This is a genomic window from Streptomyces sp. NPDC046915 (assembly GCF_040644935.1).
Lineage (GTDB): Bacteria > Actinomycetota > Actinomycetes > Streptomycetales > Streptomycetaceae > Streptomyces.
The window spans coordinates 56,803-75,244 of the sequence record NZ_JBEYXB010000021.1 but is presented as its reverse complement, the minus strand read 5'-3'; the positions used below and the strand labels follow the sequence as shown (position 1 = coordinate 75,244).

Below are 18,442 nucleotides of genomic sequence, written 5' to 3'. Positions count from 1 at the left end.
GGTAAGTCTCCTATGTCGGTCAGCAGGTCTGCGGGTGCGCCCCGGTGAGCCGGTGCGTCGTTCTGGGTACGCCGATGAGTCTCGCGTCCGGCGGGGCCACGGCGCGCTGGTGCGAAGCCCCGTCTTCCAGGGGGGTTAACCCCACCCTCGCCGGTTCGGTCAGCCGCCCCCCAGCGGCGTAAAGCCAGGTTAAGGACCACGCCGGTGCCGTCTCGTCCTCCGGCGGTACGAACCCTCCCCCAGCCGTTGTACGGATGAACCCCTAGGGGCGGTCCACCCGCGGGTGGAGCCGCTCTCGGGGTCCCGCTCCACCCGGCGGCCCCGACAGGCTGCACCCTGCCGTCACGTGAGGGTCAAGTGGGAAGCTGTCCCCGGCAGATAGGTGCAAGGGGCAAGGGATCGGGGGCTTCGATGGGCGGTACGGCACCCGCGATACGTGACGGCACGGCACGTCCCACCGCGACCCGCGGGCGGGGCGCGGTCGTCGCCGCCCTCATGCTCGCCATGGCGCTGGCCGCGCTGGACTCCACCATCGTCTCCACGGCCGTACCGCAGATCGTCGGCGACCTCGGCGGGTTCTCCGTCTTCTCCTGGCTGTTCTCCGGATACCTGCTCGCCGTGACCGTCACCCTGCCGGTCTACGGCAAGCTCTCCGACACCTTCGGCCGCAAGCCGGTCCTGGTCGCCGGCGCGGCCCTCTTCCTGCTCGGCTCGCTGCTGTGCGCCACCGCGTGGAACATGGCCGCGCTGATCGCGTTCCGGATCGTGCAGGGCCTGGGCGGCGGGGCGTTGCAGGGCACGGTGCAGACCCTGGCCGCGGACCTCTACCCGCTGGCCGAACGGCCGCGGATCCAGTCCAGGCTGTCCACGGTGTGGGCGGTCTCGGCGGTCGCGGGACCGGGGATCGGCGGGGTGCTCGCCGCGTACGCGGACTGGCGGTGGATCTTCCTGGTCAACCTGCCCATAGGGGCGGCCGCACTCTGGCTGATCGTCCGTCACCTGCACGAACCCGTCCGTGCCCCGGCGGCCCCTGCCCGGATCGACTGGGCGGGCGCGCTGGCGGTGTTCGCCTGCGGCGGTGTCCTGCTGACCGCGCTGGTGCAGGGCGGGGTGGCCTGGGCGTGGCTGTCGGCGCCCTCGCTGGCCCTGTTCGGCACGGGACTCGTCCTCATCGGGGTCGTGGTGTGGGTGGAGCGGCGCGCGGCGGAGCCGATCATCCCCGGGTGGGTGTGGCGGCGCCGGACGATCGCGGCGGTCAACCTGGCACTCGGCGCGCTGGGGTTGCTGATGGTGGCGCCGGCCGTGTTCCTGCCGACGTACGCGCAGTCGGTGCTCGGCCTCGCCCCGGTGGCCGCCGGGTTCGTCCTGTCGGTGTGGACACTCAGCTGGCCGGTGTCGGCGGCACTCAGCCAGCACGTCTACCGGCGCATCGGCTTCCGCGACACCGCCATGCTGGGCATCGGCTCGGCCACGCTGATCCTGCTCGCCTTCCCCTTCCTGCCCTTCCCGGGCCGGGCCTGGCAGCCGGCGCTGCTGATGCTGCTGCTGGGCGGCGCGCTGGGCCTGTTCCAGCTGCCGCTGATCGTCGGGGTGCAGTCGACGGTCGGCTGGGCGGAGCGCGGCACCACCACCGCGTCGGTGCTCTTCTGCCGCCAGACCGGGCAGACCATCGGGGCCTCGGTGTTCGGCGCGGTGGCCAACAGTGTCCTGGCCGCCCGGCTGGGCGGCGTGGGCGACCTGGACTCCGTGACCCGGGCGCTCGACGCGGGCACGGCGCCCGAGGCCACCCGGCGGGCGATCGCCGACGCCGTGCACGCGGTGTACCTGGGGGCGGCGGGCGCGGCGGCGCTGGCGTTCCTGGCGCTGCTGGTGCTGGCGCCGCGGCGCTTTCCGGTGCTCACCGAGTGAGCGCTTCCGGGCCGGTCAGGGCAGCCGGACGGAGACCTCGGGGTTCCGCGGTGACGGCCCGTCGAGCAGCGGCTGTGCGATGCCCTTCAGGTGCAGGTCGAAGAAGGCGGCCACGTACGCGCGCGTGATCGCTTCCGAGCGCCCCGAGGAGAGCACGTTCGGGTCGGCGACGCCGAGCAGTTCCGCGAGCAGGGGCGCGTCGGTGAAGGTGCCGTGGTCGGACCCGGCGACCGTCAGCCAGCGTTTCCAGCCGTCCAGGCGGTCCCAGGCCTGGTTCCAGGTCTTGTCGTCGACCCCGGTGGCCTCGCTGAAGAGCAGGAAGGGGCGGCCGTCCAGACCGGCCTCGGGGACCGGCGCGAAGAAGGTGCCGTCCATGTTCACCCCGGCCCGCACCCGGTCGTCGGCGGCCATGGTCGCGGCGGCGGCGTCACCGCCGATGGAGTGCCCGGCCATGCCGATCCGCTTCGGGTCGATCATGCGGGCGTACCGCCATGCGGGATGCCGGCCGGTGAGCCGGTCCAGTACGAAGGAGACGTCCTTGGCCCGGCTCTCGGCGATGGCCGCGGGGCCGCCCGCCGGGGGCGCGTCGCAGATGGCGCAGGGCAGCGTCCGGCCGTCGGGCAGGGTCGTACCGGCGGTCTCGTACAGGTGGTCGACGAGCGCGACGACGTACCCGCGGCCGGCGAGGTCCTCGGCGAGACCGGTGAGCGTGGCACGCGGCAGGGTGAAGCCGGGTGAGAGCACCACCAGCGGGAACCTGCCGTGCGCCGGGTGCGCGCCGGGGTGCGCCCAGGTCCGTATGCCGCTGATCGTCTCGGGCGGGACGGTGGAGTCCGGGACCTTCATGGCCAGCAGGAGACGTGCCTCCTCGGTGGTCATGTACGGGGCGGTCGGGCCGCGGGTCCCGGTCCGGGCCGGGTAGTACACCGACACCATCAGCTGCCGGGGGCCCGCGGACGGCACCCAGGGGTCCGGACGGTGGGTGTCGACGAGGTGCAGCATGCTGCGGCCGACGGCGTGCGGGCCGGTCGGGCGGGGCAGCGCGGCCGAGGCGGCGTGGGTGGCCGAGCCGGAACGGGCGGACGAGACGGCGGCCGGCGCCGGTGCGGCGGACGCGGGGCCGGCACCGAGGATCGGCAGCGACAGGGCGAGCGCGGTGGCCGTGACGGCGGCTGAGCGACGGCGTCCATGGGGTCTGTTCATGGCGGAGACGCTAGGAGGCGGCACCGTCCCCGGCATCGCCTCGGGGAGGTACGTACCCCTCGTCCCGCAGGGGCACAGGGGGCCCGCCTGCGGGCGTACATCCGGGGCCGGTGGTCCGACTCCGGTCGCACACCCGCGGGTTAACGCCGGTAACACCCGAGGTCAGACACGTTTGCGCATAGTAAGCGCATACCGACCGTCCAGTTTGGTGAAAACCCCACGCGCCCCGGAAGCCTGCGAGTAGCGTGCCCACTCGCTCCCCCCCACCTCCCTGCGGTCCGCCGCCACGGACCCGAGCCACGCAAGGAGCACGGGATGTCCTACGACCCGTTCTCGCACCACCCTCCGCAGCACCCCACACAGCACCCACCGCATCACCCACCCCACCTCACCTACCCCTGGCAGCCACCACCCCCCGAACCCCACCACCCCCGGTCCGCGCCCCGGCGCGAACCGCTCGGCCACCACAGCGATCTGCGGATCCTGCGCAGCGCCTACCGCTGGCAGCGCCGCACCGCCACCCTCACCGCGCTCGGCTACTTCACCCTGTTCCTGCTGCTGTCGGCGTTCGCACCGGACCTCATGACGACCCCCGCCGCCGACGGCATCCCCACCGGCCTGCTGCTCGCCCTGGCCCAACTGCCCGTCACCTGGCTGGCGATCGCCCTCTACGAACACACCGCACGCCGCCGCGTCGACCCGCTCGCCGACCGCATCCGCAAACAGGCCGCACTCGACGCCAAGCGGGGGGCCGCACGATGACCGGCTTCAGCGACTCGGCGCAGGCGATGTCCCTGGTCGCCTTCTGCACCGTCGCCACCATCACCCTGCTGCTGTGCGTGATGACCGGCCCGGACCGCGACGACCTCGACGAGTTCTACACCGGCTACGGCTCCCTCTCCCCGCTGCGCAACGGCCTCGCCATCGCCGGCGACTACATCTCGGCGGCGACCGTGCTCGGCACCGGCGGCGTGATCGCCCTGTGCGGCTACGACGGCATCGTGCTGGCCCTGAGCACGACCCTGTCGCTGATGCTGCTGATGTTCCTGCTGGCCGAACCCCTGCGCAACGCCGGCCGCTTCACCATGGGCGACGCGCTGGCCCGCCGCACGCCCGGACGCGGTGCGCGGATCGCGGCCTGCGCGGTCACCATCGCCGCGCTGCTGCCGCTGATGCTGGTGCAACTGGCGGGCGCGGGACAGCTGATGGCGTTCCTGCTCGGCTTCTCCAACGAGTCGGTGAAGACCGGATGCGTGGTCGGCATCGGCGCCCTGATGATCAGCTACGCGGCGATCGGCGGCATGAAGGGCACCGCCCTCATCCAGATCCTGAAGATCGTGATGCTGCTCGGCTCCGGCGCCGTCATCGCCGTACTCGTCCTGCACCGCTTCGACTGGGACCCCGGCGCCCTGTTCGACCAGGCCGCGCGGCAGAGCGGCGCCGGACCGGCCTTCCTCCACTCCGGTCTCCAGTTCGCGGGCGGCGCCGCACCCCGCCTGGACATGATCACGTCCGAGCTGACGATCGTGCTCGGCGGCGCCTGCCTGCCGCACATCACCATGCGCATGTACACCGCCTCCAGCGCCCGCCAGGTGCGCCGCTCGATGTCCTGGGCGGTGTCCTGCGTGGCCCTGTTCGTGCTGGTCATCACGGTCGTGGCGGTCGGCGCGACGGCCCTGGTCGGCAGCAGGGCCATCGCGGGGGCCGACCCGCACGGCAACACCGCCTACCTGCTGGGCGCGCGGGCCGCGTTCGGCTCCGACATCTCCACCGCGGAGACGCTGCTGTTCACCACGGTCACGTCCGCGATCTTCCTGACCCTCCTGGCCTCCGTCGCCGGAATGATCCTCGCCTGCGCCAACTCCCTGGCCCACGACGTCTTCGCCACCCGCGTGCAGGAGATGTCCGCGACCCGCGAGATGACCCTGGCCCGGCTCTCGGCCCTGGCGATCGGCATCCCCGCGATCCTCCTGGCCACCCTGGTCCAGCACCACAGCCTTCAGCCCCTGGTGACCCTCTCCTTCTGCCTGGGCGCCTCCGCCATCGCCCCCGCCCTGGTGTACAGCCTCTTCTGGCGCCGCTACACCCGAACGGGCCTGCTGTGCACCCTGATCGGCGGCTCCCTCGCCGTCCTGCTGCTCATGCCGGGCACCAACCTGGTCTCCGGCTCCCCCGTCGCCGCCTTCCCCGACGCCGACTTCAACTGGTTCCCGTTCACCACCACGGGCCTGGCCTCCATCCCCGCCGGCTTCGCCTTCGGCTGGCTGGGCACGGTGGCCTGCGGCCGGCGCAAGGCCGAGGAGCAACGACGGCAGTACGAGGCGGTGGAGGGCTGGATCCTGGCGGGGGTGGTACGACGGTAGACGCACCGCCGGAGGAAGGGCCCGGACGGGACCGGGCGCCGCGCGCGGCCCGCGCCCGGAGGGACGGAACGCGCGCGGCACGGCACGACACACAGCCCGAGCCGCGAGAGACAAGGCGCACAGCCCAGCACCAGCCGGAGCGAGGCACCCGGCCCGGCACCGGCCAGGACGACACCCGCAGCCCGACGCCAGGCGAAGGCAGGACGCACAAGGCCCACGCCGGCCGGAGCAAGACACGACGCCCAGCACCAGCCGGAGGAAGGCCCACGGTCCAGTGCCAGCCGGAGCCAGGGCCGCCGCACGGTGGGCATCCGGTTCGGCTACTCGGCCCCTCGGCCCTTCCAGGTCGTGAGGCTGCTGCGCACGGAGTCCATCTGTGCCTGCATGAGGTCCCACGTCTCCCCGTGCTCGCGCAGCACCCGCTCCGTCTCCCGGGCGATCAGGTCCTCGCGCACCCGGGCCTCGGCAAGGATCTCCGCGGCACGCGCGCGTGCCTCCTCCTGACCGGGCGCCTCCCCCTCCCTCGCCGCCACGAGTTCCCGCTCCGCGTCCAAGACCGCGGCCTCCGCCCGGGCCACCTGCTCGACGTGCAGCGCGTCGAGCGCGGCCGACCGCTCGACCTCCTCCCGCTCCACCGCCGCCCACCGCTCGGCGTGCTCCCGGGCCTGCTCGGTCAGCATCCCCGAGGTCCGCTGCCGTACCTCCCGCAGCGCCGCGAGCGCCTCGCTGCGGCTCTCCTTCACCACCCGCCGCGTACCGACCCGGAGGGCGTCGGCCTCGGCCTGCGCCGCGAGCAGCCGCTGACGGGCCCATTCCTCGGCATCCCCGACGAGCGCGTCCGCGTACTCCTGGGCCGCCCCGCCCACGCCCTCGGCGTACGCCTGCGCCTGAGCGAGCTCGGTCCGCGCGGCGTCCCGCGCGGACTCCCGTACGGCGTGCGCCTCTTCCACCCCGAGCTGGAAGAGACGCCGCGCACTCTCGCCGAGCGACTCGTACGTCGGCGGCGCGAGCTGCGCCACCGCCTCGCGCAACCGGGCCACCTCCGCCGCCATGTCCTTGGCGAGCACGGTGAGCCGGGCGGCCCGCTCCCAGGCGGCGTCCCGCTCCCGGGAGAGCGCCTCGACGCACGCGTCGACCCGGTCGGGCCGGTAGCCGCGCCCCCGGACGGAGACGAAGCCGTGCGACGACACCGGTGCACTGCCCATTCTGTGAACCCCTCTCCGCCAGACACACACGAAATGATGATTTCGCGCATATCTTGATGTATCGGACGCAAGTGTTCATAACGCGACACTCCGCAGACACAACACGGCAAGGTTCTGGCAGCACGCGAAGGGGCCGACCCCGGTCACCCGGGTCCGGCCCCACCGACTCCACCAGCCGCGCTACCTGATTCACCGCACTCCGGCCTTTCAGGCCGGGGGCGAAGCGAACGCCGCGGTGGTGACGGGGGGCGTCACGGTGTTGTTCCGGCGGAGCCGGGCAGTGCACGGCACCGGTGACATCTCGCGCACATGTTCCCGGTGACGGTGGGTGTTCGAGCTTTCTACAGTGATCGTCATGCAGCTCCGGTACGCGTTCAGGCTCTACCCGGATGCCAGTCAGCGCGCCGCACTGGCCAGGGCGTTCGGGTGTGCCCGGGCGGTGTTCAACGACGCGGTCCGTGCCCGTGAGGAAGCTCGCCGAGCCCGGCAGTCGTTCCCGACGGCCGGTCAGCTGTCCCGAAAGCTGATCACCGAAGCGAAGCAGACGGCGGCACGCTGCTGGCTGGGTGAGGTCTCCGCCGTCGTCCTCCAGCAGTCCCTGCGGGATGCCGAGACCGCATACCGTAACTTCTTCGCCTCCCTCAAGGACACCCGCAAGGTCCCCAGGACCGGGCCGCCCCGTTTCAAGTCCCGCAAGGACGCGCGGCAGTCGATCCGGTTCACGGCCAACGCCCGCTGGAACGTCTCCGACAGCGGCCGTCTGAACCTGCCGAAGATCGGCGCGGTGAAGGTGAAGTGGTCCCGCACGCTGCCCACCACCCCCACCTCCGTCACCGTCATCAAGGACGCGGCCGGGCGGTACTTCGCCTCCTTCGTCATCGACACCGATCCCACCGCCGACACCGCACGGATGCCCGAAACCGACCGCACCATCGGCATCGATCTCGGCCTCAAGCACTTCGCCGTCCTCTCCGACGGCACGAAGATCGACTCCCCGCGCTTCCTGCGACGCGCGGAGAAGAAATTGAGGAAGGCCCAGCAGGAGCTGTCCCGCAAGCAGAAGGGATCAAAGAACCGCGCCAAGGCCCGACTCAAGGTCGCCCGCGCCCACGCCAAAGTCGCCGACGCACGCCGCGAGTTCCATCACCAGCTCTCCACGAAACTGATCTCCGAAAACCAAGGGATCGCCGTGGAGGACCTGTCGGTGGCGGCACTGGCCCGCACAAAGCTGGCCAAGTCCGTGCACGACGCCGGTTGGGCATCGTTCACCAGCATGCTGGAATACAAGGCACATCGATACGGCCGGACCCTGGTGAAGGCCGGCCGCTTCGAGCCGACCTCCCAGATCTGCTCCACCTGCGGCGTCAAGGACGGGCCCAAACCCCTCAGCGTCCGGGAATGGACCTGCACCGCCTGCGGCACCGTCCACGACCGGGACACCAACGCCGCGATCAACGTGAAGACGGCCGCCGGACTGGCGGTATCGGCCTGCGGAGCGCCGGTAAGACCAGGAGCAATCCCGGCACGGCACGAAGAAACAGGAAGCCACGGATTCCCGACCGACCCCCGTGCCGCGTAGCGGCACGGGGGTCGGTCGGGAAGGCCAAAATCCTCGCCCTTCAGGGCGAGGAGCATGTCAAAGCAGCCCGTCCCACATCTGCTCCAGCAGCACCGACCACCAGCTCTCCGGCGACCCCAGCGCCGCCGGGTCCAGCGAGGCCAACTGCGCCTGGAAATCGACCGTCCAGCGACCCGCCTGCTCCGGATTCAGCCCGAACCGCAGCCGCCACATCCGGCCCAGCAGCGCCAGACAACGCGCGAACTCCGGCAGCCCGGAGTTCACGAACTGCGGCGGTACGGGCCCACCGCCCGGCCCCGCCTCCACCGGCACGGCGACGATGTTCGCCGTCCCGTACTGCACACAGATCGCCTTGCCGAAGTCCGTACCCATGACCAGGTACGACCCCGCGTCCGGCGCCGGCTGCACCCCACGCTCCGCCGCCAGCTCCGCCAGCGTCGGCACCGGACGCCCCGGCTGCGCCTGCGCCCAGAAGAACGGGCCCAGGTCCAGCGGCAGCCCGGCCACCACCAGCGTGTGCGCCACGATCGGCGGCACGCCCTGCCGCGACACCGCCCCCTGGTCGAACCGGAAGACCCCCGGCCCGAACGCCGCCGCCAGCTCCTGCGCGATCGCCTCCGGCGGAATCGGCGGCGCGGGCTGCACCGGCGGAATCGGGGCCCGCACCGGCGCCGGCCGCGCGGGACCGTCCGCGACCTGGTGCAACTCGCCCTGGTGCGCCAGCAACTGCTGCATGCCCTGCTGCCGGCTCGCGTGATCGGTCCCGTACGGCGCGATGCTCGCGATCCGCGCCTGCGGCCACTGCTCCCGGATCATCCGGGCACAGTACGCACCCGGCAGCTCGCACGACTCCAGCTCCGTGTGCAGCTCCAGCACCTGGTTCGGCGGCACGTTCATCGCACGCAGCTCATGGAAGATCTGCCACTCCGGGTGCGGCGTACCCGGCGCCGAACGCCGGATCAGCTGCTGCTCGGAACCATCCTGCGCGCGATAGCGCAGCACGGCCTGATACCCCGGGCCGACCATCGGCTGCCCCTGCTGCTGCGGGTAGCCGTACGCCGGAGGCTGCCCGGGCGGCGGCGTGGCACCGGGCGGGGGCATGGCACCAGGCGGGGGCATGGCACCGGGGGGCGGCATGGCACCAGGCGGGGGCATGGCACCGGGAGGCGGCATGGCACCAGGCGGCGGCATCGCGCCCTGCGGCATCGGCTGCGGGGCAGCCGGTACACCGGGGGGAGGCGGCGGAGGTGCGCCGGGCCCGGACACCGGGGGCGCGGCCAGCACGGTCTCCGCGTGATGCACCGCATTACGCCCACCGCCCGTGGAAGGCCCTTGCGGAGCGGGCGGGTTGGGCACACCCGGACCAGCCGGGGCACCCGGCGGCTGCGGACCCGCGGGCCCCTCCGGACCGAGCGCCGACACGAACTGCGTCGGCACATACCCGCCCGCCGGAGCACCCGGCGTCCCGGGCGCACCCGGCGGAGGCGGCGGCGCGGCACCCGGCGCCCCCGGAGCACCCGGCGGCGGAGGCGGCGCACCCGCCCCACCACGCGCCCGGCGCGGCGGAGGCGCAGCCTTGCTCGTCGCGGCGTCCGCGATGTCCCCGGCGTTCGGCGCCAACGGCCGCCCCGGAGCAGCCGGGGCACCCGGACCACCGGGCCCGCCCTGGCCCCCCGGACCGACCGGAGGCTGAGGCGCGCCCGGAACACCCGTCGGTGCTCCCGGGGCCTGCGGATAGCCGTACCCGGGAGCACCCTGCGGGCCGCCCGGCGGCGGAGGCGGCGGAGCACTGCCCTGCGGCGGCACACCCGCAGCCGGCGGAGGCGGGGGCGGAGGCGTACTCGCCTGCGGCACACCCGGCGCCGCTGGATAGCCGTACGACGGCGCACCCGGCGGCGGCGTGCTCCCCTGCGCGGGCCCCGGAACCGGCACGGCGGCCGGAGCCCCCGGACCGTCCACCGCCGGCGCGACAGCCGTCGGCGGCAGCTGACTGCCCCCCGACAGCAACGCCGTCTTGGCATCCGGCGGAGTCGGCGAACCACCGCCGGACTCACTCAGCGGCGGCGCGAACACCGTCGCCGGCAACGGCACGGACCGGTCCTCACCCGCATCCCCGTTGGTGTCCGTACCCGCCCAAGGCGTCGCCCCCGCGGGCGCCGGCCCCTCGGAACCGCCCCGCTCATCCACCCCGGCGGCCGGCCACGGCGCACCACGGCCCGGCACGCCATCCGCGGGCGCGGCGTCCGACGGCGCGACGCCAGAGGGCACGGCATCTGCCGGCGCGGCGTCCGACGGCTCGGCACCCGAAGCGCCGGCAGGCCCCGGAACCGGCACGCCCGCCTGCGTCCGGGGCAACTCACCACCCTGCGACCGACGATCCGGAATCCCCAGCTTGTCCGCCGCCTCCTGCAACCACTCCGGCGGACTCAACAAGAACGACGTCTGATTCAGATCCACCCGCGCCGCGGGCGCCGGCACCGCGTCCGCCACCTCGGCCTCACGGCCGTACTCCTCCTCGTACCGGCGGATCACCTCACCCACCGGCAACGCCGGCCACAAGGTCGCCTCACCACTGTCCCGAGCGATGACCAGCCGCTGCCCGCCCGCGTCCGACCGCGGGCCCTCCGCCCGGTCCTCACCCCACACCACGAAGCCGAGTTCGAACTCCCGTACCCGCACCTCACGATGCTGGTACACGGGCACGTCCCCGTTGATCCACTCTTCCGCGCGCTCCTGCGCCTGCGCGAACGTCACCATCGCCGAAGCTCACTCCCCCACGGAAGAGACCGGAACGGCATGCGCGAAACCGCCGTCCACCATCAGGTTCGCCACCGTCTCCAACTCCGGCGGACTGCCCGCCAGCCGCGACAGAAAGGCGTCGAAGTCGTCACCACACGACAGCAGCAACCGCTCCACCCGCTCCGCCGGGGGCCACGCCGGATCCACGTCCCGCGCGTCGTCGTACGCACAGAACCACACCGAACCGGCCCGCTCGCCGCGCACCTTCACCGCCAGCAGACCACCCTGCACGAAGGCCACCCCCAGGTAATCCTTCGTCAGATGGTCACGCAAACACTTGTTCACATACACCAGGTCATTGACCGCGGCCTCGTCCCGCACCGTGAAGAACGGCTGATCCACCAGCAACCCCAGCTCGGCGACCAACGCCGTCCCCACCGGCGCACACCCACCCGCCGCCTTCAAGAACGACCGATAAGCACCCGGCAACCGATACCCCAGGTCCTCCTCGACCCCCTGCACCTGCGACTCCGTCACCGCCACACCCGACTTCGGCAGACCGAAATGCGCCGGACGCGTCTCCTGCAACGGCCGCGTCCCCCGCTTCCCATGGTCCACCCCAGACGTCGCCACCCCACCGTGATGCCGCAGCAACGCCTTCACCTCGACCGGAACCAGCTCCAGCCGCCGCGAACCCACCACGTGATGCCACGTCCAGCCGTGCGGCGTCGCCACATCCGGCACCGTGTCCCACAACTCGTGCCCCGTCGCCGCCAACGCCGCGTTGGCCGACACGTAATCCGTCAGCCGCAACTCATCGACACCGAAACCCTCGGGCGGCTCGGCGACCTCCGCCGCCGCACGCGCGTACGGCGAGAAATCGGGGTACCCGCGCTCGTCGACACGTACCCCTCTCGGGTGACGTGCGGCCCGGACCGGATCCGGGAAATGCACGACCTGCCCGGCATAGGCCGCGTTCGGCGGCGCGGCTTGCTGCCCGAGCCGACCTGTCGTCATGGCGGTAGCCCCCTGCGGCGTTCTCTCAGGCCTGTACGGCGGATTCGATCGCGGATGCCGACAGCCTATGCGGTACGCCGACCCCGGTCACCGGCCCTCCACTTCCGTGACCAGCCGTCACCCCGCCGTGACAGCCTGACCCGACCAGGGCGTGTCGCACCGCCCCAGCTTCCGCACCCGCCACGCGATTTGGCAATCTGTGTCCTTCGGGGGACGCCCGGGAGGGAAAGAGGACCATGAACACCATCCAGGCCGGAGGCGGTGGAGACGTACACGCGGGCGACCCCCGCATCGGCTGGAGCAACACCGAGACGCCCCACGCCCCCACCCTCCTGCACCGCCGCGACGGCATCCTGCCCACCGTCGCCGCCGCCCTCTCCGTCCGCGGCACCACCCTCACCGGCACCGCCGCCCGCAGCGACCACACCCCACCCCTCCACCCCCTCGTCCAGGACTTCCTCGACGCCCTCACCAGCGGCCAGCGCGACCGCTTCACCGGCCGCTGCGCCGAAACCATCCTCATCTCCCGCCACATCACCGCCGCCGACACCGCCCGCAGCAAACGCGCCGTCCGCAAACCCATGACCAACAGCGAAGCGCGCAAAGCCCTCAAACAGGCCAAACTCACCGCCCGCCGTATACGCGAGGACGGCGACCCCCTCCACGGCAGCTTCGCCACCCCCTGCCGCGCCTGCACCGCCCTCAGCGCCCACTTCGGCGTCCGCATCGTCGACCCCACCACCGACGACTGAACCCACCACCCGCGAACCTCCGCACCAGCACGACGAACGAAGGGCAGATGCACACCGACCGCACCACCACACGCTTCTCCGTCCCCGTCGACGCCGCCCTGCGCACCGCAGGCTGGCAACCCGGACGCTGGGACATAAAGCAGGCCGAATACTGGGCCGACACCCTCCGCGACCACACCTCACCCGCCGGCCACCGCCACACCGTCTTCCCCGCGGCCGTCGAAGCCTGGGCCGAATTCGGCGGCCTCCACATCACCCCCACCGGCCCCGGCCGCCAGATCGCCCCCGCGACCCTCCACCTCGACCCGCTGCACGGCGTCCACCACGCCCGCACCCTCGGCGACCTCGGCCGCGCCCTCGACACCGACGTCTGCCCCCTCGGCGAGGAGACCGACACCCACTCCCTCCTCGCCATCGACGCAGCGGGCCGCGTCTACGCCCTCGACCACACCGGCGACTGGTACCTCGGCCCCGACATCGACCACGCCCTCACAGCGCTCATCTCCGGCATAGCACCGGTACGCCTCACCGCCGGCTGACCCCGCCGCCCCCGCGGCTCACGCCGCCGGAATCACCGCCGACACCCGGAAACCCCCCGCATCCGTCGGCCCCGACACGAACACCCCACCCAGCGCCGCGACCCGCTCCCGCATCCCCACCAGGCCGTTACCACCCGACGGCAACCCCACCGCCGACGCCGACCCCACCTCCGGCGGCGGCTCGTTCTCCACCTGCATCGCGATCTCCGACACCCGATGCGCGAGCCGCACATACGTCTTCGCACCCGCCGCATGCTTGTGGACGTTCGTCAACGCCTCCTGCACCACGCGGTACGCCGTCTGCTCGATCTCCCGCGCATACGACCGCGCGTCCCCCTCCACCGAGAGATCCACCACCATCCCCGCGGCGGCCGACTGCCCCACCAGCTCGTCCAGCTCCGACAGACACGGCCCGTCCTCGTCCGCGGCCCGGGAAGCCACCTTCGCGGCCACCACATCCACAGCCGCCAACTGCGCCTGCGCGGCCCGCCGCTCCACACCGTCCCCCGACCGCAGCACCCCCAGCATCTCCCGCAGCTCGGTCAAGGCCTGACGCCCCATGTCCCCCACCAGCGCCGCGTTCCGCGCCGCCTTCTCGGGATCCTTCCGCGCCACCGCCTGCAACGCCGCCGCGTGCACCACCATCAGGCTCACCCGGTGCGCGACCACGTCGTGCATCTCCCGCGCGATCCGCGTCCGCTCCTCGCCGCGCGCCCACTCGGCCCGCTCCTCCGCCCGCTCGGCCAGCAACTGAAGCTCCCGCTCCAGACTGTCCGCCCGCTCCCGCAGACTCTCCATGAGCCGGCGCCGGGCACCCACGTACAGCCCCAGCAGCAGCGGGGGCGCGGTCAGCCCGAGGGACGTCGTGATGGAGGCGAAGGGGACGAACCAGTCCCCCAGCGTCAGATCCCCCCGCGCCATGTCCTGCCGCACCCGCACGAACGTCACGATCATCGTCCCCACCAGGGACATCCCCGCCAGCGCCACGATGATCCGACGCGGCAGCTCACACGCGGCCAGCGTGTACAGGCCCACGATCCCCATCAGGAAACCCATCTGGGCCGGAGTGATCGCGATCGCCACCAGCACGACGGCGATCGGCCACCGGCGGCGAATCAGCAGCACCGACCCGGCGAGCAACCCGAACACAATGCCGACGGCCACCGGAATCCCGGCATCACGCGCGAACGGGATCCCCTCCGCGCCGCACTCCAGAGCCGACACCAGCGCGAGACTCCCGTCGAGCACCGCACTGCGCCACCTCGCCCACCACCACGGGCCGGTCGGGCCCGTGGCGTGCTCTTCCCCCGTCGTGGTCATGCGTCCAGCCTACGTTCGGCGAGTGCCGCTTTTCCGGTGAGTTTCGCGGACTGGCCTACACCACACTCCGTAATCGAATAACAGCGAAACCGGCCGGTATCCCTCGAACTGCTGAACCACACCCGTTCGACCCCGGAAGCGAGCATTCCGCCCGGACGGTATGCCTATGGCACATTCAGCAGGCAAGTACGCGGACTTCGAGGCGCTGCGGGAGCGGGCGGTCGCCTTGCGGCGGGCGGGGCTCAGTCTTCGGCAGATCCGGGACGAGCTGAAGATCTTCAACAACGACATCCTCAACCAGTTGGTGAAGGGGGAACCACCACCGGAGTGGACGAAGCGGCCGAACGCGAAGGACGACCTGCGGGCGAAGGCACGGGAGTTGCGGCTTCAGGGGTGGACGTACGACCAGATCGAGGCGGAGCTGGGGTGTTCACGGGGTTCGGTTTCGCTATGGGTGCGGGATCTGCCGAAGCCCGAACGACGCGACCCTACGGAGCAAGCCAAACTCGCGGCCCGGAAACGCTGGGAGCACGAGTTGGCAGTACGGGACGAGGAGCGCCAAAAGACCAAGGCGGCCGCAGCCGCCGCGGTGGGCAAACTCTCCGACCGCGAACTGTTCCTGCTCGGCGTCGGGCTGTACTGGGCGGAGGGCGGCAAGGACAAGCCCTACGCCCGCCGCGAGACCGTCGCCTTCATCAACAGCGACCCGGACATGATCTACGTCTTCCTGGCATGGCTCGAGCTCCTCGGCGCCGAACAGGAACGCCTCAGGTTCAGCGTAATGATCCACGAGACGGCAGACGTTGCGGGCGCAGAAAGGTACTGGGCGGACCTCATCGGCGCCGACCGGGCTTCGTTCAACAAGACCACCCTCAAAAAGCACAACCCCAAGACAGTCCGAAAGAACGTCGGCGACGCTTATCGGGGCTGCCTGGTGGTCAAAGTCCTGAAGGGTGCCGACTTGTACCGTCGCATCGAGGGCTCTTGGTACGGCATAGTGTTGTCCGTGCGCGAGACCGATCAACGAAATCGGACATGGCACGCAAACCATCCCGGATCGTCTAAAGGTAGGACAAACGGTTTTGGTCCGTTGAATGAGGGTTCGATTCCTTCTCCGGGAGCATGACAAGTAGCGGGCCCTGACAGCACTGTCAGGGCCCGCTCCCATGTCCCCCAAGAAACGCCCCGGTATCCTGCGGATGTCCCCACCCGTCCAAAGCCGAAGGGCAACCCCGTGAGCGTCATTCGCCCGGCAGCCGTCGTCGTTCTCGCAGCGGGTGAGGGCACCCGTATGAAGTCGGCCACACCAAAGGTCCTGCACGAGATCTGCGGCCGTTCCCTGGTGGGCCATGTGCTGGCCGCCGCCCGTGAGTTGAACCCCGAGAACCTGGTCGTCGTGGTCGGCCACGCCCGCGAGCAGGTCACCGCCCACCTGGGCGAGGTCGACCCGAACGCGCGCACGGCGGTGCAGGAGCAGCAGAAGGGGACCGGGCACGCCGTGCGGATGGGCCTGGAGGAGCTCGGCAGCGGTGTGGACGGGACGGTGGTCGTCGTCTGCGGTGACACTCCCCTGCTCACCGGTGACACCCTCGCGCGGCTCGCCGAGACCCATCACGCCGACGGCAACGCCGTGACCGTGCTGACGGCCGAGGTTCCGGACGCGACCGGGTACGGCCGCATCGTTCGTGACGATGCCACCGGTGCGGTCACCGCGATCGTCGAGCACAAGGACGCCAGCAACGCCCAGCGGGAGATCCGGGAGATCAACTCCGGGGTCTTCGCCTTCGACGGGCAGCTGCTCGCCGACGCGCTGAAGAAGGTGCGGACGAACAACAGCCAGCACGAGGAGTACCTGACCGACGTCCTCGGGATCCTGCGTGAGGCCGGTCACCGGGTCGGGGCTTCCGTGGCGGGTGATCACCGTGAGATCGCCGGGATCAACAACCGCGTGCAGCTCTCGGAGGCGCGTCGGATCCTCAACGACCGGTTGCTGGAGCGGGCGATGCTCGCCGGTGTGACCGTGATCGACCCGGCGACGACGTGGGTGGACGTCACCGTCACCTTCGAGCAGGACTCCGTCGTTCACCCCGGCACGCAGCTGCATGGTTCCACTCACCTCTCCGAGGGTGCGGAGGTCGGTCCCAACAGCCGGCTGAAGGACACGCATGTGGGTGCGGGGGCCCGGGTGGACAACACGGTGTCCGACGGGGCTCGTGTCGGGGCGCAGGCGAGTGTGGGGCCGTACGCCTATCTGCGTCCGGGGACGCGGCTGGGCGTCAAGGGCAAGATCGGCACCTACGTCGAGACGAAGAACGCCTCGATCGGGGAGGGGACCAAGGTCCCGCACCTGTCGTACGTGGGTGACGCGACGATCGGTGACCACACGAACATCGGTGCGGCCAGTGTGTTCGTGAACTATGACGGCCAGGAGAAGCATCACTCCACGATCGGTTCGCACTGCCGTACCGGTTCGGACAACATGTTTGTGGCGCCTGTCACGGTCGGGGACGGCGCGTACACCGCCGCGGGGTCCGTGATCACGAAGGATGTGCCGCCGGGTTCGCTGGCCGTGGCCCGTGGTCAGCAGCGGAATATCGAGGGTTGGGTGGCTCGCAAACGTCCGGGGAGTGCGGCGGCGAAGGCGGCCGAGGCGGCTTCTGGGCAGGGGTCGCGCGAGGGCTGACCGGAAACGGGTGCGTCAAACACGGCGTACCGTGATAAGTGCACATCCTGCACCCCACCTGCTGAGAGACCTCTGAGGAGACAGTGCTGTGACCGGGATCAAGACGACCGGCGAGAAGAAGTTGATGTTCTTCTCCGGCCGCGCCCACCCCGAGCTTGCCGAGGAGGTCGCCCACCAGCTGGGTGTCGGGGTCGTCCCGACGAAGGCCTTCGACTTCGCGAATGGCGAGATCTATGTGCGTTATCAGGAGTCGGCGCGTGGTGCGGACTGTTTCCTGATTCAGAGCCACACGGCTCCGATCAACAAGTGGATCATGGAGCAGTTGATCATGATCGACGCGTTGAAGCGTGCGTCGGCCCGTTCCATCACCGTCATCGTGCCGTTCTACGGTTACGCGCGGCAGGACAAGAAGCACCGTGGTCGTGAACCGATCTCGGCGCGTCTGATCGCGGACCTGATGAAGACGGCGGGTGCGGACCGCATCCTGACGGTGGATCTGCACACGGATCAGATCCAGGGCTTCTTCGACGGGCCGGTGGATCACCTGTTCGCGCTTCCGCTGCTGGCGGACTACGTGGGCCGGAAGGTGGAGCGGGACAAGCTGACCGTGGTGTCGCCGGACGCGGGTCGGGTGCGGGTGGCGGACCGCTGGTGCGACCGGCTCGGTGCGCCGCTCGCCATCGTGCACAAGCGGCGTGACAAGGACGTGGCGAACCAGGTGACCGTCCACGAGGTCGTGGGTGAGGTCAAGGGGCGTGTGTGTGTCCTCGTCGATGACATGATCGACACGGGTGGGACCATCTGTGCTGCCGCCGACGCGCTGTTCGCGCACGGTGCGGAGGATGTGATCGTGACGGCGACGCATGGCGTGCTGTCGGGGCCGGCGGCGGATCGGCTGAAGAACTCGCGGGTGAGTGAGTTCGTGTTCACGAACACGCTGCCGACGCCGGGTGAGCTGAACCGGGAGCTGGACAAGATCACGGTGTTGTCGATCGCTCCGACGATCGCGAGTGCGGTGCGTGAGGTGTTCGAGGACGGTTCGGTGACGAGCCTCTTCGACGAGCAGTGAGGTTTCTGCACAGCTCTCACGCGGGCTAGTTGAAGATCCTTTTGGTCCGGCCTCCCTCTCCGAGT

At 71.2% G+C, this 18,442-nt stretch carries 13 protein-coding genes, 1 tRNA gene and 1 pseudogene; 10 read left to right on the top strand and 5 right to left on the bottom strand.

Going from position 1 to position 18,442, the window contains the following annotated elements; genetic code table 11:
• The first annotated feature begins 411 nt into the window (after positions 1-411).
• Positions 412-1,908, top strand: a complete 1,497-nt coding sequence (locus tag ABZ915_RS38685; protein WP_361813217.1) for an MFS transporter — start codon at positions 412-414, stop codon at positions 1,906-1,908.
• Between the two features lie 15 nt (positions 1,909-1,923).
• On the opposite strand, the gene ABZ915_RS38680 is transcribed toward ABZ915_RS38685, so the two are convergent.
• Entirely contained in the window at positions 1,924-3,111 is a 1,188-nt protein-coding gene (locus ABZ915_RS38680) for an alpha/beta hydrolase (protein WP_361813215.1), read from the bottom strand.
• A 315-nt stretch (positions 3,112-3,426) separates the two neighbouring features.
• Here ABZ915_RS38680 and ABZ915_RS38675 point away from each other — a divergent pair, with 315 nt between their 5' ends.
• Together ABZ915_RS38675 and ABZ915_RS38670 are read left to right on the top strand one after the other, a co-directional pair.
• Positions 3,427-3,873, top strand: a complete 447-nt coding sequence (locus ABZ915_RS38675; protein WP_361813213.1) for a DUF485 domain-containing protein — start codon at positions 3,427-3,429, stop codon at positions 3,871-3,873.
• Positions 3,870-5,474, top strand: a complete 1,605-nt coding sequence (locus ABZ915_RS38670) for a cation acetate symporter (RefSeq protein ID WP_361813211.1) — start codon at positions 3,870-3,872, stop codon at positions 5,472-5,474. Before ABZ915_RS38675 ends, ABZ915_RS38670 begins: the two co-directional genes overlap by 4 nt.
• 320 nt (positions 5,475-5,794) lie before the next feature.
• Here ABZ915_RS38670 and ABZ915_RS38665 read toward each other — a convergent pair whose 3' ends face one another.
• Positions 5,795-6,679: a cellulose-binding protein gene (locus ABZ915_RS38665; RefSeq protein WP_361813209.1), complete on the bottom strand. Its 885-nt coding sequence runs from the start codon at positions 6,677-6,679 to the stop codon at positions 5,795-5,797.
• 355 nt (positions 6,680-7,034) lie between these two features.
• Between ABZ915_RS38665 and ABZ915_RS38660 the strand changes: the two genes are divergently transcribed.
• On the top strand, positions 7,035-8,258 hold the full coding sequence (locus tag ABZ915_RS38660) for an RNA-guided endonuclease TnpB family protein (protein ID WP_361813207.1): 1,224 nt from the start codon (positions 7,035-7,037) through the stop codon (positions 8,256-8,258).
• Positions 8,259-8,315: 57 nt separating this feature from the next.
• Here ABZ915_RS38660 and ABZ915_RS38655 read toward each other — a convergent pair whose 3' ends face one another.
• Positions 8,316-11,015 carry an SUKH-4 family immunity protein gene (locus tag ABZ915_RS38655; protein ID WP_361813205.1) on the bottom strand — a complete coding sequence of 900 codons (2,700 nt, stop codon included), beginning with the start codon at positions 11,013-11,015 and terminating at the stop codon, positions 8,316-8,318.
• Between the two features lie 9 nt (positions 11,016-11,024).
• Positions 11,025-12,014 carry an SMI1/KNR4 family protein gene (locus ABZ915_RS38650; protein ID WP_361813203.1) on the bottom strand — a complete coding sequence of 330 codons (990 nt, stop codon included), beginning with the start codon at positions 12,012-12,014 and terminating at the stop codon, positions 11,025-11,027.
• 236 nt (positions 12,015-12,250) lie between these two features.
• Here ABZ915_RS38650 and ABZ915_RS38645 point away from each other — a divergent pair, with 236 nt between their 5' ends.
• The gene (locus tag ABZ915_RS38645) at positions 12,251-12,766 is read left to right on the top strand and encodes a YwqJ-related putative deaminase (protein ID WP_361813201.1); all 516 of its coding nucleotides are present in this window, start codon (positions 12,251-12,253) and stop codon (positions 12,764-12,766) included.
• A gap of 47 nt (positions 12,767-12,813) precedes the next feature.
• Positions 12,814-13,305, top strand: a complete 492-nt coding sequence (locus tag ABZ915_RS38640) for an SUKH-3 domain-containing protein (RefSeq protein WP_361813199.1) — start codon at positions 12,814-12,816, stop codon at positions 13,303-13,305.
• Positions 13,306-13,323: 18 nt separating this feature from the next.
• Here ABZ915_RS38640 and ABZ915_RS38635 read toward each other — a convergent pair whose 3' ends face one another.
• Positions 13,324-14,625 carry a histidine kinase gene (locus ABZ915_RS38635; protein WP_361813197.1) on the bottom strand — a complete coding sequence of 434 codons (1,302 nt, stop codon included), beginning with the start codon at positions 14,623-14,625 and terminating at the stop codon, positions 13,324-13,326.
• A 166-nt stretch (positions 14,626-14,791) separates the two neighbouring features.
• Between ABZ915_RS38635 and ABZ915_RS38630 the strand changes: the two are divergent.
• The 4 genes and pseudogenes from ABZ915_RS38630 to ABZ915_RS38615 form a co-directional block, all read left to right on the top strand.
• Positions 14,792-15,625: pseudogene (locus ABZ915_RS38630) on the top strand (hypothetical protein); the annotation flags it as partial.
• Between the two features lie 50 nt (positions 15,626-15,675).
• Positions 15,676-15,746 (top strand) — tRNA-Gln (locus ABZ915_RS38625).
• A gap of 113 nt (positions 15,747-15,859) precedes the next feature.
• A complete protein-coding gene (gene glmU / locus ABZ915_RS38620) occupies positions 15,860-17,308 on the top strand; it encodes a bifunctional UDP-N-acetylglucosamine diphosphorylase/glucosamine-1-phosphate N-acetyltransferase GlmU (RefSeq protein WP_361813195.1) in 1,449 nt (482 codons plus the stop codon).
• Between the two features lie 88 nt (positions 17,309-17,396).
• Positions 17,397-18,377, top strand: a complete 981-nt coding sequence (locus ABZ915_RS38615; protein ID WP_361813193.1) for a ribose-phosphate diphosphokinase — start codon at positions 17,397-17,399, stop codon at positions 18,375-18,377.
• Positions 18,378-18,442: the final 65 nt, after the last annotated feature.